We start from the raw sequence: 13,863 nt of genomic DNA on the forward strand, positions 1-13,863 counted from the left end.
CGGTCCCCGCGCAACGCCGCCACCGCCACTTTCGCCTTGAACTCCGCACTGTGCAGTCGTCGTTTGGCCATCGTCGGCACTCCCTCTTCCGGGCCGACGATCTTAACTTACGCGGCTGTCCAGTTTTCGGGGTCCACTATAGGTGACGTCTTCACGAGGCGCATTGCGCTTGAAACGATCGGGTTCACCCGGCTGGCGCTCGCTATGGCCACCGCCTGCCACCTTCGCGCGGTCTTGGGATATGCGAGCCACTACCAGATGGGCGATGCCGCTCGCGAGTGCCGCGAAGGAGTGGCACGTATTGACCGTTGGGTCGAAGAAGTATCTGAAGATGTGGGCGGAATTCCAACTGTGAGCTAGCCTCGATTTCCACGGTGCGGGAATTGGCTAACGCGCCGGCGGTCAGGCGAACCGGAGGGCGAGCGTCTTGCCGCCGAACCAGGGCATGGGCGTCGGCTGGTCGGCCAGGCCAGAGGCGACCAGGTAGGCGGAAGGATTCAACGAGGTGTTCCTGGGCCAACATGCTTGGTTCGCGATCAGAATCGGCGGGGGCATGCTGAACCGCATCAAGTACATTGCGGCCTATCAGACCGCGCCCGTATCGGCGATTACTCACTTCCGCGACCGTGAAGCAGATCGAGCCATACGGGGACGAAGGAAAGTACCGTCTCGTGTTCAGTGAACCAGCCAAGCCGATTGGCCCGATCCCGTTCGCAGACACGACAACGGGCTCGATGCAGGGGCCGCGATACACGAGCCTGAGACGCCTACTGGCAGCGACGAAAGCAGGCCGGCGACGGAGCTTCCCGGCTCTACCACGGGGACAGTTTCGAGATTCTGCCGACGCTCCCCGACAAGAGCGTCGATTGCGTCTGGACAGACCCGCCCTACCTTCTGTCGAACGACGGAATCACCTGCGTCGCAGGCAAGATGGTGAAGGTGAACAAGGGGGAGTGGGACCGAAGCCGCGGTGTGGACCTTGATCACGAATTCAACCGGAGTTGGTTGGCAGAGTGCTATCGGCTACACCAGTGCCGAGGGTACGCCCGGAAGGTGCCAAATGCATGATGTGAGCCCGTACGGCTCTTCCACCGTAGGCGGACCCGCTGGAGATCTCGCAGGCAAGGTAGCTGGTTCAGGAACGGTTGAAGTTGACCATAGACCCACGGCGCGCAGCCTCGTTCCATCTCGGCTTCGGACGGCGTGTCAACGGCGACGAACAGCTTGTCCGGAATCACGATGTTCGAAGGCATCCCATGGCCTTTCCTGTTGTCGCGATCGTGCGCCTGCCTGAGTGTCGTCCATTCGTCAGTTCACGATGCTTACGCGGTGGTTCAAGAACCTCTGGAGCGGCGGATTGGCTGGCGGGCTGTTCTGCAACTCGGCGTAGATGTGTCCGGACCTCCAGTCTATAATACCGTCCTTGTCGAGGCCAAGAAGCGCAGGCAATACGTTGTTGTCGAGCAACTGAATCGGGACGCCGTGGCGCGCAGTAACCGGGGGACACCCGGTGATGAAGCCGTCGGATAGCGGCTTCCAGACGACCGACTGCTACAGGCGGGAGGAATCACCGCAGTCCTCCCTCGTGACCGTCTCACATCAGAGCTTGGGGCCATATCATGACGAAAGAGAGGAATGGTGAAGTCGAAAATACCGGGCAGTGTGCTCTCATGGTGAAAGGGCAGTACAAGGCTTGGGGGCCCACGCTTGTGCTGCTGCGGAGCGTAGTCGTCGTCCTGGTCCTGTGGCTCAGCAGCGCAGCAGCCACCGCCCAAACGATGGCGGTCTCTCAGGCGAACGCGGGACCGTCGCCAGCGAATTCGGCCGCCGGCAAAATGCGGATCGCTCCGCAGGTCGACGACGCGTGGCCGTTCTCGGAAGGCTTGGCGAGGGTCAAGCAGAACGGCAAGTGGGGATTCATCGACAAGGCGGGGGCCTTGGCCATCCCTCCCTCGTTCGAAGAAGCTGAGTCGTTCTCGGAAGGCTTGGCGAGGGTCAAGCAGAACGGCAAGTGGGGATTCATCGACAGAGCCGGGAAGGTGGTCGTCGCTCCCGGGTACCAAGATGCCCGGCGCTTCACCGAAGGGCTCGCTGCAGTCACGCTGGACGGCAAGTGGGGATTTATCGACAAAGCTGGGTCAATCGTCATCCCGCCGACGTTCAAGCGCGCTAGTGTCTTCACTGATGGGCTGGCGGCGGTCACCGTGCCTTGGGGGCTGGGCGCCTTCCAGTATCGCTACATCGACAGGACGGGAGCGGTCGTGATCAAGTCGGTTGGCGACGAGTACTTCGACTGGGCCAACGAATTCAGTGAAGGGCGCGCGATAGTCTGCCACCGCTTGACCTGCCGGATGATCGATAAGACCGGGAAGATCGTGGTCGACGGGCTCTCTGCCTCAAGTACGCTGCTATTGGGATTCAGTGAAGGTCGGTCCGCGTTCTTGTCCGCGAAAGACAAGTTCCTGGGCTCAGAGGTACGCAAACGAAAGGTGGGCTTCCTCGACACGAACGGGGCGATTGTTCAATCTCCGTCGCTTGATCAGTCCTTTCTACTGCTGGAATATCCCTACCAGCAGTCCGTAGTGCATCCATCCCAGATGCAACGATTCGTCTTCTCCGAAGGCCTGGCAGCGGTCGAGCAGGACGGCAAGTGGGGCTTCATCGACAAGGCAGGCGCGATGGCCATTCCAGCCACGTTCAATGGGGCGCACCGATTCTCCGAAGGGCTTGCCGTGGTGATCGACACGACGGGCTATCGTCAAAGGGGATTGACACGCCGCAGCGGCGCGGTAGGCGTATACGGATACGTGGACAAGACTGGAACCATGGTCATCGGTCCGTATGTCCTCGACGACTGGGGCATCAAATTGAAGGAAGCTTCTGAGGGGCTGGCGCCAGTCGTTGTCAACGGCAAGTGGGGTTATGCCAGCAGGGACTAGTAGAGGCCGGACCTCGGTCTGTCAGATCTTCACCCGGCGGAAATGTCAGATTTTGGACCGGCGTTGACAGCGGGCGGCCCGGACGGCCGGACTTCTACCTCAGACCGCTGCCGGCGCCCAAGCGTGCGTGCCGCTACGTTGGCCCAGGCTTTGGTTCGATGTTGCGACGACGGCCGACGGGGAGACCACCACAAGGGCAGCGATCGGCCTAACGTAACCTCCGGGCGACGGGCCGTCGCTTGGGTTGATTTGGGTTTTTGCGGACGTCGCAGCGGATCGCAAGAGATCGCTTCAGATCAATGGCCCTCAGTAAAGATAGGGTCTGATCGCTTCAGATCGTCGTTTCGACACGCCTGTTAACCGGGGGGGTGCCCGCCTCCGCTCACGGCGTCGCGTGCTCCAGCCGTGAGCTACGGCGAGGTCTCGCCGGAGCTTCGGACCCGCACCAGGCGACCGGTTCCGAAGCGGAGGCGGATAGGTTCGAGTCCTACATGAGGAGCCAATCCTTTCAACAACTTACACGGACGAGCTAAGCCAACTTCACCACATCTCACCACAGACTTCACCACAACCTCACCACGAACCTTGCGTCGCCGCCTTCGAACATCCCCCATCGGCTGCGACGTCGTCTCCCTGATAGAAGCCACTCTCGAGAACGGGCCGCTCCCCGGCGTCGGCATGGTGATTAGGACCTCGGTGCACACAAAAGGCGGAGATGTGTCCGGTGTTGTGCCTTGTCCGTTACTAACGGACATGCGATAATCACGGCCATGGAGCGCACCAGGAATCGCGAACCGGATCTGGCCGGCTACCTTGACCACATCCGCGATCTTCCGTTCATCCGGGACCTTCGGATTGACTGGCAGACGGAGCGGGGCGAGCGCCAGGTCGACGGCATCGTTACGCTTCGCACACCCAGACGGACATTCACGCTGGGCCTCGAAGTGAAGCGCACCTTCCTCGACCGTGCCGCGACCAGCGGGCTGATTGCCGAGCATCTCCGGCTTCAGCGCGAGCGCCGGCTGCCGCTGTTGCTGGCGGCCCGCTACGTCCCTCGCCCGACCGGCGAGCGTCTCGTCGAGGCGGGCGTGAACTTCGTCGATCGTGCGGGAAACATCCATCTCAAGCTCGGCGACGATCACAACATCTTGGTTCTGGGGCGCCGGGCTGTGCAGCCCGCTCCGATGGCGCGTCGACCGAGCCCGGCCTTGATCCAGATCCTCTTTGCGCTGCTGGCCGACGCGGCGTCGGCGGCGTGGCCGGTTCGCGCCCTCGCCGAAGCGGCCGGAATCGGGAGAACCGCGGCGGCAGCGGCCCGGCAACGTCTTGTCGCTGAAAAGGTCCTGCAGCATCAGCGAGGCACCTATCGCCTCGCCGATCGGAAGCGTTTGGCGGACCAATTCGTCGACGGGTACACCCGCATCCTCCGGTCGCATCTCGTCATCGGGCATTTCAGGGCGCCTGAGCGTTCGCCGGAACTGCTGCTCGAGCACTTTGGCCGCTTGGCAAAGCGTACCGACTTGGTTTGGGCAGTCACGGGAGGACAGGCGGCCTACGCGCTGCAGCACTTCTACCGTGACGACCAGATCCAGGTGTTCAGCACGACTCCGTCGCCGGAGTTGATGCGGGAACTACGCCTTGTTCCCGATCGGGAAGGCCCGATCGTGCTCTTGCGTGCCTTCAGCAGCTACTGCGCATGGCGCCAGGTGGGGGACATCTGGGTGGCGCATCCGTGGCTGATCTACGCCGAGTTACTCCACCAGGGCGAGCCGCGATCTCTCGAAGCGGCCGATCAGCTTCGCGAGGAGTACCTCGGGCAATGATGATGCTCCTGGCAGAACAGGCCGACGCGGTCCGTCAGATCCAGAACATCTGCGACCGGCTCACCGTGGACGTCGTCGTCATCGGCGCGGTCGCGTACCGTCTGTGGGTCCAGGACCAGTATCGAATGACCGAGGACGTGGACCTGGTCGTCGCACTCGATCTGGTCGACCTGCCTCGCCTAACGGAACCTCTGATCGCCAGCGGGTGGCGCCAAGACCCGCGCCGCGAGCACCGTTGGATCTCGCCCAGCCGCGCGCGGATCGACCTGCTACCCGCAGGTGCTCGAGCACGCCGAGACCGGTACTTGGACTGGCCGCGTGCCGAAACGAGGATGAGCCTCGTCGGCTTCGATCACGTCTTCCAGGACGCCGTCGAGCGAGAACTTGCCCGGGGACTGGTGGGGAAGGTCGTTCCACTCGTCGTCCTGACGCTGCTGAAGATCGTCTCCTATCTCGATCAGCCTGCGGCTCGACAAAAGGATCTCGACGATTTCGCTGCCATCGTAGAGGACTACGAGAAAGATGGTGAGCGGCGGTTCACCGACGAAGTGCTCGACGCTGGCGTCGACTACAGCGAAGCGGGTGCGCACCTTCTGGGCCGAGATCTTGCCCGCCTTTGTACCAAGGATGATGAACGCGATGCGGTCGAACGGTTCCTCGACGCAATTCGCCAGGGCGGTCCAGCCGCGCGCCCTGAACGCGGACGATCGCCGCGATGTCGCGCCACTGCCTGTCGGATGCCGCCCCCCCCAGGCGATACCAACGCAGCTTCTGCAGGAGGATGTCCTCGGGCGGGTGTATGTACAGGCACCTCCCGTCGCCGAGATCGACCGGCATCCGGCGGGCCAGTTGGCGAGCATCGAGGGGTGTGCCGCCAGCGACGAACAGGTCCACTTTCAGCTACGTGGCCTGGTGAATCAAGTTGGTGCTCGACCGCGTCCGGACGGCGCGACGCAGCGAGTCGGCATCGATGTAGAACTCCGCCGAGAGAGCCGCCACCAGGGCGTCAATGTGCCGTTCCTCGAGGGCGACGACGATGTCGATGTCGACCGTGGAGCGGGGTTCTCCGGCGAAGGAACTGGCGATCGAGCCCCCGATGGTGTGCCGGATGTGCAGGGCGTCCAGCTGGCGTACAACCAGAAGCGCCGTCTCGATCGGATCGATGGCCGCCGTCATCGGGAGATCACCGCGGCCGCGTCCTGGTAGGCCCGGCGCGCCAGATCCGGCCCCAGCACGATGACAGCCACCCGCAGGAAGTGCTCGCGAGGCGTCGCGCCAGGGTGTCGCTGCCGGACTCCCGCAGACGTCATCTCCCAGGCCGCGCGGGTCAGGCCCGTCACCAGTGCGGCCTTCTGCGCCGGCGACATCTGCCGCCACGATTCGACTTGTCGGCGCTCGATGTCCGGTGACGTGTCGAGGCTGAGCGGCGTCTGCACCACGCCCGCGATTATACCAGCGCCGTCGGTCCAACCGCTGTCGAGAGCCGGCCACAGGAGGCGGACGTCCCCATCGTCGCCATCGTCAGGGTTGGCAGCCCGTATGGTGGAAGTCGCGGCGCAGCACCGAGGGCGACGATGCGCCCAGCCGGCAAGGCGCGACGACTGAGGGCGCGTGCGTCACGAGCAGAAGAACTACCGGCTGTTGTCGCAGTTTGTAGGTCCCGGAGAGGTGGGAGGAACCAACCATACCGTGTCGCAGGCTTTGGGCTTACTATCAGATCTGCGCGGTCCGGGGGCGACGACGCCTTCCTCGGCCCCCTCCGCGACGAGCGGCGCTCGCGCCTTCATTCCGGCACTATGGGGAGGATCCGATGAACGACACTCGATCGACGAGCTGGATCCGGGTGATGGAAGAGAAGGAGTTGCCCGAAGGCGGCACGGCGCCCGTGTATCCGCTCGGGATCAATGTCGTGCTCGCGCGCGTCGGTGGAACCGTGTACGCGGTGTCCGGGAAATGCGCGCACATGTCCTGCCCGCTCTTCACCGGGAGCCTCGACGGCCATACCCTGACCTGTCCGTGCCACGACTGGCGCTTCGATGTGAGGACCGGACGATTCCTCGATGCTCCGGAACTCGGCCTGGCGGTCTACCTCGTCAAGGCCGAGGGGGGCAGCCTGTTCGTGAAACTCGACTGAGAGGAGGGCGTAATGAAGAAAGTCACGATGTACACCTTGTCGACCTGCCCCTGGTGCAGGAAGACCAAGAAGTTCTTCACCGAACACAACATCCCGTACGACTTCATCGACTACGACCTCGCCGACACCGCGACCCAGGCGAGGATCATGCGGGAACTCGACGCGGAGGGAGCCAGTGGCTTCCCGTTCGTGCGGATTGACGACACCGTGATTGTCGGATACCAGCCGGACCGTTACGCAACAGTCCTGGGCGTGTAGGGTGGGGCCGCATGAACACCGAATCCAGAAAGCAGGCGCTCCGCTTCTTCTTCAGCCGGGTCGTCGAGCCGATGGGCTTCAAGTTCACGCCGGACACCGACCTGGCGGACTTCCTCCTCGAGCAGGAGGTGATGCTCGAAGGCAAGCACGGCATCCCCTTCTGTCCCTGTCAGCCGCTGACGCCCGACCGCGACCGCAACATGCGCATCGTCTGTCCGTGCATTCCGTTTCACCGGAAACATTTTGACGCCATGAGACGCTGCTGGTGCGGGTTGTACGTGCACGAGGACGTGACCGACCCAGACAGCCTGCCGCAGCGATCGGCGAAGGAGTTGGGCATTGAATGACAGTTTCATCCGGGCCATCAAGACCGATGAGGTGGCCGCCGGAGGCATGAAGGCGGTCGTGGTGAACGGCCTCGAGATCGTCGTCTGCAATTGCGGCGGGACCTTCTACGCCGTCGATCGCCGCTGCGGGCACATGAACGCGCCGCTCGAGATGGGAACACTCGACGGCTCAATCCTCACCTGCGCCATGCATTGTGCCCAGTTCGACGTGATCACGGGAGAGTCGGTCTCGGGCCCAGTGCCGCCCCACCTGGGAGGCGAGGTCGCGCCACCACGATTGGGCGCGTTTCTCCGGAACGTCGGCATGTTGATGCAGCACGTTCGCACCGAATCGATCGGTGTCCACAAGACGACAGTGGAAGACGGCTGGGTGTTGGTTGCCGAAGCTCGAGTGGCCCGTTCCTGACGAGTCGATCCAGCGCTTCCTTCGCCCGCGGCCGTGTTCGTCTACCGCGAACGATGCCCTTTCGTCTAGAACCGAGGGCACCGGGGATTTCAGGGCTGTCGAGACTGTCGCGCTCGGAGGGCAGCTCCGAGCGCTTCTTCCGGTGCGTGCGTGTGCATGACTGCTGGAGGCTGCGTCGCGGCCTCGGCCGTCGACGCTCTGTGACGCGGCCGGATGGTCCGGCTGCGTAGAAGCGAGGTGACACATGAGCGCTGAAGAGAATCTGCAGCGGATGAAGACCCTGGACGATGCCTGGAACGCGCAGGACTGGAACGTGTTTCGGAAGCGGCACTCGGCGGACACGAAAGTGTACTGGCCAGGCCAGCCGGATCCGACGCGCGGTCGGGACGCCCACCACACGGAGTCCGAGGCGTTCTTCAAGTCGATCGAGAACCACCTCGACAACAACCCGTATCGCGTGATGTTCGGCTCGGGCGACTGGACGTGCACGATTGCCAGGTGGAAGGGGAAGATGATCGGCCCCTGGACGGGGCTCGACGGCAAGGTGCACGAGGCGACGGGCAAGACGTTCGAACTCGAGTTCTGCACGGTCGCGCGCTGGAAGGATGGCGAGATCGTCGAAGAGAATCTGTTCTACGACCAGGTGGGCTTCCTGCGGCAAATCGGCGTGCTCTGAGCGCACCCGGCCGTCTCGCATGCCCGGTGACGGAAGTACCGCTCGCCACCAAGGTGGTTCGACATGACGCCTCCGCTCGCGCTGTCGACAGCGACGCTTCTTCTCGTGCTCGACCTGATCGGGACGTTCGTCTTCGCGCTCAGCGGCGCGGCCTCCGGCGTGAAGAGCAAGCTGGATGTATTCGGCTTGGGCGTCTTGGCGTTCGTCGCCGGCAACGCCGGCGGCGTGACCCGGGATGTGCTCGTCGGGGCCCTTCCGCCGGCCGCGATCAACGACTGGCGTTACGTCGCCGTGTCCCTGCTGGCGGCTGCCGTGACGTTTGCGTGGTACCCGGAAGTCCGGCGGCTCCGTCCGATCGTGTTGCTGCTCGATGCGGCGGGCCTCGGGCTGTTCGCGGTGGCCGGCACGCAGAAGGCGCTGGCGTACGGCGTCAACCCGTTGGCCTCGGCGCTGCTCGGCATGCTGACCGGTATCGGGGGCAGCGTGCTGCGCGACCTGCTCGTCAACGAGATCCCCGTCGTGCTGAGAGCCGACTTCTACGCCCTCGCGGCGCTCGCCGGCGCCGGGGTGGTCGTCGGCGGGCACCTGCTGCACTGGCCGCCGACGGCGACGACGATCGCGGGTGCGATCCTTTGCTTTGGGATACGTCTCATCGCGATTCGACGCGGGTGGAACCTGCCGCCAGCCAGGCTGCCGGTGTCCTCGTGACGCGGGCGCCGGTTGTCAGGAACTGCTGCCCGTGTGCCGGCCGACCAGGTCGACGATGAGATCCACCGCTCGATCCAGGCCGGTCAGGGCCGTGTTCAACGACGCGTCGTAGAGCGTCGCATCGGACCAGTTGCGACCCGTGATCCTCCGGACGAACTCGGCACGCTGCTCGTCGATCTTTCGGACCAGCGCCATGGCCGCAGGCTCGTCCGCCAGATCGTACTCCTCGATCGCGAGCCTGACGCGCGTCTCGAATGGCGCATGCAGGAACACGCGGATCACGTTCGACCGGCCACCGAGGATGTGTCCGTCGGCCGCGGCTCAGAAACGATAGACGGCAGCGCCCACCGTGATGCCGGATCCGAACGCCAGGAACACCGCCTTCGTTCCCGGCTTCGGCGGCGCCTCCGTGAGCAGGCGGTCGAGCGCGAGAAACAGCGACGTCGAGTGCGTGTCGGGGAGGCTCGCCGTGTAATCGACGATCCTGCCGGCCTCGATGCCCATCGCCCTCGGCAGCCGCCCGACGAACGCCGGCGAGATCTGCGCCGGTACGACCAGGTCGATCTCGTCGCGGCAAAGCCGCTCGGCTGCGAGCACCTCGTCGAGCACGCCGGGCACGGCCGCCGTGTAGGCGTGTTCGAGATCTGACGCCCGCGTGAGCACGATGCGTCCGCGCTTCTCCTCGAGGCTCACGACCGATTGGAAGAGCTCGGCGTGCTCTTCGTTTGTCTGAAAGGCAAAGGCTCCGAACCCCACATCCCGCCTGGGCGAGACGTCGAGGAGCACCGCGGCGCCGCTCGACGGGTAGGTGTAGGCCGGATCGGGGCGGCGGTCCCGGTTGGCCTCGCTCGACACCACCATGCCGACCTGGACCTCGCCGGCCCGCATCTGTGTCGTGATCACGTGCACGCCGTTGAGCATGCCGCAGCCGCCGTTCAAGAGGTCGAACGCGAGGGTGCGGCGGCCCTGGAACTCGATGTTGATGCCGAGGCCGTGCTGAATGTAGCAGGCGTTGGCCGGCTCGCAGACGTGACCGTCGCGATAAGTGCCCGTGTTGATGAGCACGCGGACGTCGGCGCGGTGATAGTGAGACCTCGCCAGGCAGCGCCTGCCCGCTTCGACCGCCCGCCTGACCGAGCCACACTTCCTCAGATACCGGCCGTTCACGCTCGTCCCGATCGCCTCGATGCGACTCCGCCTCATGCCGGACCCGCCTTCTGGAGGTGGGCCCGATAACGCGCCGGGAAGTCGTCGAACGTGAAGGTGGCGTGCGAGATCACGATCCCCGACGCGCCGCTGATCAAGAGGATGTTCTGACGCGGCTCAATCGTGCCCCGCAGAATGAACTCGTGTAGCGCCAGGAAGTGGCTCGTGGTCGTGGTGTTGCCGTACTTCTCGGCGCAGCACAAGAAGCAGTCCGGAAGCTCGGTGCCCATGAACCGCTGTGCGACCTTGATGCCCGTCTGCACCGCGCGCACGGAGACCTGATGCGGGATCGCGTGGTGCACGTCATCGAGGCTCCAGCCCGACGCGTCGAGGGCCTGCTTCAGGTAGAACGGGAAATGCTCGGCGCCCTTGCGCTGCAGCGCGCGGGCCTTGGTGATGAGGATGCCGCCGCGGCCGCGCTTCGACGGCTGCGAATAGCAGAAGTGATCGTGCTTGGCGCCGGTCACGAGGTCGAGCCAGTGAAATCCAATGCGGTCGTCGGTCGAGGCGTCCAGGATGACCGCCGCGCCGCAGTCGCCGAGGGTCAGCGCCGCGAGCTGGCCGTCGAAGCTGTGACGCATCTCGCGCGCCGCGGTCTCGGCCAGCGGCATGTTGTGCTCGCCGCTCACCACCATGCCGCACTTCGCGGCGCCGCCGCGGATGAGCCCCTGCAGCACCCAGATGCCGTTGAGCATGCCGGCGCAGGCGTTGACGACGTCGAAGACCAGCGCCTTGCTGGCGCCGAGCGCCCTGCGAATGACGACCGAGGTCGCCGGCTCGAGGCTGAACTCGTCGGGGCGATGGTGCTTGGAGATGCTGGTGCAGATGATGGCATCCAGGTCGGCGGCCTTGTAGCGGGACATGGCGAGGGCGCGCTCCGCAGCCTTCAACGCCAGGTCGGCGGCATACTCGCCGACGGCCACGCGCCGCTCGCGGATGCCGGTAATGCGCTCGAGATCCCAACGCGGCCGACGCCGGCACGAGCGCAGCATCTCCTCCGTGGTGACGACGCGGTCGGGGAGATAGAGGCCGAGACTCTCGATCTTCAGCTTGTCAGGCATCCGAATACCCGGCGGCCGCGGGCACGACATCCGTGCCCGCTCGCGCAAGCTCGCGCACTCCGGCACAAAACGATACCTGAGGGCGGTAGCCGAGCTCGCCTCTGGCTTTGCTCATATCATAGCGGCAGTCACAGGCTACGAGGCGCACGCCGCAGCGGGTGATCGCCTGGCGCGGTCGCCAATCGGACACGCGGCCGGCGTCCTCGTTCCGGATCTTCAACGCCATGATGAACTCCGCATGCGCAAGACGCGTGGGGCCACATCCTGCATCATTGCATCCTGCACGGTGTGACTCCCATGTCGGCACCGAAAACCCCGTCGGCCTCGCGAACGCCGCAACTTGCGTGTCGGTTCTCGGATAGCGTCCCAGGTGGCGGCGGCCGTCGTCTCCGGCCTCGCGCCCGCGCCGGCCGTCGATCGCGACCTGCCCCTCTACTATGTCGGCACGCCGGCACAGCACTACGACAGCGCGCTCGCGCAGAACCGCGTCATCGCCGGGATGTTCTCGTCGTTCGGCCTCGTGGCCGTCCTGATGGCTTCGGTCGGCCTCTACGGCGTCATGTCCTTCTCGGTGAACCAGCGCCGCCAGGAGTTCGGCGTGCGCATGGCACTCGGCGCCGATCGCCGCGCCATCGTGGCCATCGTGCTGCGCCGGGCCGGACGACAGATCGCGCTCGGCCTGACGCTGGGCTTCGCCCTGGCGTTCCTGCTCGCGACGATCGGCCGGGACGTCCTGGCGGGGATGCTGTTCAACGTCAGCGCACACGATCAGTTCAGCTACGCGATCGTCTTCGCCGTCGTCGCCGTCGTTTCGCTCGTCGCCGCGCTCGTGCCTGCGCTCCGTGCGGCAAGAGTGCATCCGATGAGCGCCCTGCGCGCCGAGTGATTGACGCTGACCGTCCCTGCCCGCTGAACGTGGCCGTCGCCGCGCTCAGCGGGCGGGGCGAAGCGCCCGAACTTGTCGTGTGGCAGACGAAGCCGGCTGTCACCCTGGCGGCCCAAACGAGATCCTCGGGCACCAGGTAATCGAAGACATCGAGGTTCGTGTGGTGGGAAGGCGCTATCATTTCACCCCATGAATCATCGCCACCGCGCTTGTCTCCTCCTCGCCGGGCTTCTGGTCTTCGGTCGTGGCGCAGCCGCGCAACAACCGGGCACCCCCGACTTCCGGGCTCCTCTCGACCCGATTCACAACGCGCAAGCCGTGTCGGGGTTCGAGAGGGATGTCATCGCCGCCATCCGGCAGAACATCCCGCGGTGGGCGACGCCCCGGGTCGACGAGACGGGGAACCTGATCGTGACCATCGGCCAGGGTCAGCCGCACCTCCTCATCACCACCAGCGTGGACGAAGACGGTTACCTCGTGTCCGACGTCACGCGCGACGGGTACCTGCGGCTCCACCGCGTGACGACGGGCGTCAACTTCAAGCTGTTCGACCAGTTCATCTACGGACAGCCGGTGTGTATCCGGACGACGAGCGGAAAGGTGGTGCCCGGTGTGGCCGGGAGCGTCTCGGCCCACCTGCAGCGAGGCCGCGACGTGGCGACCGCGGCCAAGAGCCTGGACGACGTGTGGGTGGATGTCGGCGCGCAGTCCGCGGACGAGGTCGCCGCGCTCGGTGTGCAACTGCTCGACACGGTGACGCTTCGGGATCGAGGGACGGTCCTAACCGGGGGGCGACTGTCGGGGCTGGTTGCCCAGGTGCGGCAGTCGGCGGACGTGCTCCTTCGCCTCCTGATGGAACAGCGCGAGGCGCCGAAGATCGCGGGCACCCTGACCGTGGCCTGGACGACACAAGGCGCCTTCGGCGATCGCGGCGCGGCGCGCCTGGCCCGTGAGGTGGCCGCCGACCGCGTCATCGTCGTGACCCGTGCCCAGCCGGCGCGCGAACCGGATTCGCGCGGGGCCGTCGGCAACCTCGGCGGCGGTCCCGTCCTTGCGGAGACGAGCACCTGGCTCGCCGAACGCGCGCGCGAAGCGGGCGTGACGGTTCAATCGACATCCACGCTGCGTGTGCCGACGGCGTGGCCCGCGGCAATCGTGCAAAGCGTGGCGCTGCCGGTGCTCTTCATGCAGACACCGGTCGAGACGGTGGATCGCGCCGACGTCGCGGGGCTCACGGCGCTCCTCCGTGCCGCGGCCGGCCTGCCCAAGACCGGCGCCGGCATCGTCGGCTCGGGCCTTGGCCACGTCCCCGACGCGCCCCACGGCCCGTTTGTCAACCTGGCGCCGCTCGTCGAGGTCTACGGCGTGTCGGGGCACGAAACGGCCGTCCGCGAAGCGGTCGCGAAGCAACTGCCGAAG

At 65.3% G+C, this 13,863-nt stretch carries 18 protein-coding genes; 11 read left to right on the forward strand and 7 right to left on the reverse strand.

The window, feature by feature from the left end; translation table 11 throughout:
- The 3 genes from VGK32_20905 to VGK32_20915 form a co-directional block, all read left to right on the forward strand.
- Nucleotides 1–360 (forward strand): hypothetical protein (locus VGK32_20905; GenBank protein ID HEY3384225.1); only part of this gene is annotated, 360 nt, incomplete at its 5' end.
- A 1,259-nt stretch (nt 361–1,619) separates the two neighbouring features.
- Nucleotides 1,620–2,939 (forward strand): WG repeat-containing protein, encoded by a 1,320-nt coding sequence (locus tag VGK32_20910; protein HEY3384226.1) that lies wholly within the window; start codon nt 1,620–1,622, stop codon nt 2,937–2,939.
- A 770-nt stretch (nt 2,940–3,709) separates the two neighbouring features.
- Complete coding sequence (locus VGK32_20915; protein ID HEY3384227.1) at nt 3,710–4,762, forward strand: type IV toxin-antitoxin system AbiEi family antitoxin; 1,053 nt, start codon at nt 3,710–3,712, stop codon at nt 4,760–4,762.
- A 269-nt stretch (nt 4,763–5,031) separates the two neighbouring features.
- On the opposite strand, the gene VGK32_20920 is transcribed toward VGK32_20915, so the two are convergent.
- From VGK32_20920 to VGK32_20930, 3 genes are read right to left on the reverse strand one after another with little or no spacing between them, the layout of a single operon-like run.
- Nucleotides 5,032–5,622, reverse strand: coding sequence for a hypothetical protein (locus VGK32_20920; protein HEY3384228.1), 591 nt, complete (start codon nt 5,620–5,622; stop codon nt 5,032–5,034).
- A 40-nt stretch (nt 5,623–5,662) separates the two neighbouring features.
- Nucleotides 5,663–5,938: a hypothetical protein gene (locus VGK32_20925; protein HEY3384229.1), complete on the reverse strand. Its 276-nt coding sequence runs from the start codon at nt 5,936–5,938 to the stop codon at nt 5,663–5,665.
- Entirely contained in the window at nt 5,935–6,201 is a 267-nt protein-coding gene (locus VGK32_20930) for a hypothetical protein (GenBank protein HEY3384230.1), read from the reverse strand. Before VGK32_20930 ends, VGK32_20925 begins: the two co-directional genes overlap by 4 nt.
- A gap of 371 nt (nt 6,202–6,572) precedes the next feature.
- Between VGK32_20930 and VGK32_20935 the strand changes: the two genes are divergently transcribed.
- The 6 genes from VGK32_20935 to VGK32_20960 all read left to right on the forward strand — a co-directional run bounded on the left by VGK32_20935 (nt 6,573) and on the right by VGK32_20960 (nt 9,291).
- Entirely contained in the window at nt 6,573–6,896 is a 324-nt protein-coding gene (locus VGK32_20935) for a Rieske (2Fe-2S) protein (GenBank protein ID HEY3384231.1), read from the forward strand.
- Nucleotides 6,897–6,908: 12 nt separating this feature from the next.
- Nucleotides 6,909–7,154: a glutaredoxin family protein gene (locus tag VGK32_20940; GenBank protein HEY3384232.1), complete on the forward strand. Its 246-nt coding sequence runs from the start codon at nt 6,909–6,911 to the stop codon at nt 7,152–7,154.
- A gap of 11 nt (nt 7,155–7,165) precedes the next feature.
- Nucleotides 7,166–7,501, forward strand: coding sequence for a ferredoxin-thioredoxin reductase catalytic domain-containing protein (locus tag VGK32_20945; protein HEY3384233.1), 336 nt, complete (start codon nt 7,166–7,168; stop codon nt 7,499–7,501).
- Nucleotides 7,494–7,907 (forward strand): Rieske 2Fe-2S domain-containing protein, encoded by a 414-nt coding sequence (locus VGK32_20950; GenBank protein HEY3384234.1) that lies wholly within the window; start codon nt 7,494–7,496, stop codon nt 7,905–7,907. The genes VGK32_20945 and VGK32_20950 overlap by 8 nt, the downstream gene beginning before the upstream one ends.
- Nucleotides 7,908–8,151: 244 nt before the next feature.
- On the forward strand, nt 8,152–8,583 hold the full coding sequence (locus tag VGK32_20955; GenBank protein ID HEY3384235.1) for an ester cyclase: 432 nt from the start codon (nt 8,152–8,154) through the stop codon (nt 8,581–8,583).
- A 63-nt stretch (nt 8,584–8,646) separates the two neighbouring features.
- Nucleotides 8,647–9,291: a trimeric intracellular cation channel family protein gene (locus VGK32_20960; protein HEY3384236.1), complete on the forward strand. Its 645-nt coding sequence runs from the start codon at nt 8,647–8,649 to the stop codon at nt 9,289–9,291.
- 15 nt (nt 9,292–9,306) lie between these two features.
- Here VGK32_20960 and VGK32_20965 read toward each other — a convergent pair whose 3' ends face one another.
- Genes VGK32_20965 through VGK32_20980 form a run of 4 tightly spaced genes read right to left on the reverse strand, consistent with a single transcriptional unit; the run spans nt 9,307 to nt 11,784 of the window.
- Entirely contained in the window at nt 9,307–9,594 is a 288-nt protein-coding gene (locus VGK32_20965) for a cytidylate kinase family protein (GenBank protein HEY3384237.1), read from the reverse strand.
- Nucleotides 9,595–9,612: 18 nt separating this feature from the next.
- The gene (locus tag VGK32_20970; GenBank protein HEY3384238.1) at nt 9,613–10,494 is read right to left on the reverse strand and encodes a 3-oxoacyl-[acyl-carrier-protein] synthase III C-terminal domain-containing protein; all 882 of its coding nucleotides are present in this window, start codon (nt 10,492–10,494) and stop codon (nt 9,613–9,615) included.
- Nucleotides 10,491–11,558 carry a 3-oxoacyl-[acyl-carrier-protein] synthase III C-terminal domain-containing protein gene (locus VGK32_20975; GenBank protein ID HEY3384239.1) on the reverse strand — a complete coding sequence of 356 codons (1,068 nt, stop codon included), beginning with the start codon at nt 11,556–11,558 and terminating at the stop codon, nt 10,491–10,493. The genes VGK32_20970 and VGK32_20975 overlap by 4 nt, the downstream gene beginning before the upstream one ends.
- Nucleotides 11,551–11,784, reverse strand: a complete 234-nt coding sequence (locus tag VGK32_20980; protein HEY3384240.1) for a hypothetical protein — start codon at nt 11,782–11,784, stop codon at nt 11,551–11,553. The genes VGK32_20975 and VGK32_20980 overlap by 8 nt, the downstream gene beginning before the upstream one ends.
- Nucleotides 11,785–11,898: 114 nt before the next feature.
- Here VGK32_20980 and VGK32_20985 point away from each other — a divergent pair, with 114 nt between their 5' ends.
- Together VGK32_20985 and VGK32_20990 are read left to right on the forward strand one after the other, a co-directional pair.
- Nucleotides 11,899–12,444, forward strand: coding sequence for an FtsX-like permease family protein (locus tag VGK32_20985; protein ID HEY3384241.1), 546 nt, complete (start codon nt 11,899–11,901; stop codon nt 12,442–12,444).
- A 189-nt stretch (nt 12,445–12,633) separates the two neighbouring features.
- Nucleotides 12,634–13,863 (forward strand): hypothetical protein (locus VGK32_20990; protein HEY3384242.1); only part of this gene is annotated, 1,230 nt, incomplete at its 3' end.

This window comes from Vicinamibacterales bacterium, assembly GCA_036504215.1.
Classification (GTDB): domain Bacteria; phylum Acidobacteriota; class Vicinamibacteria; order Vicinamibacterales; family Fen-181; genus FEN-299.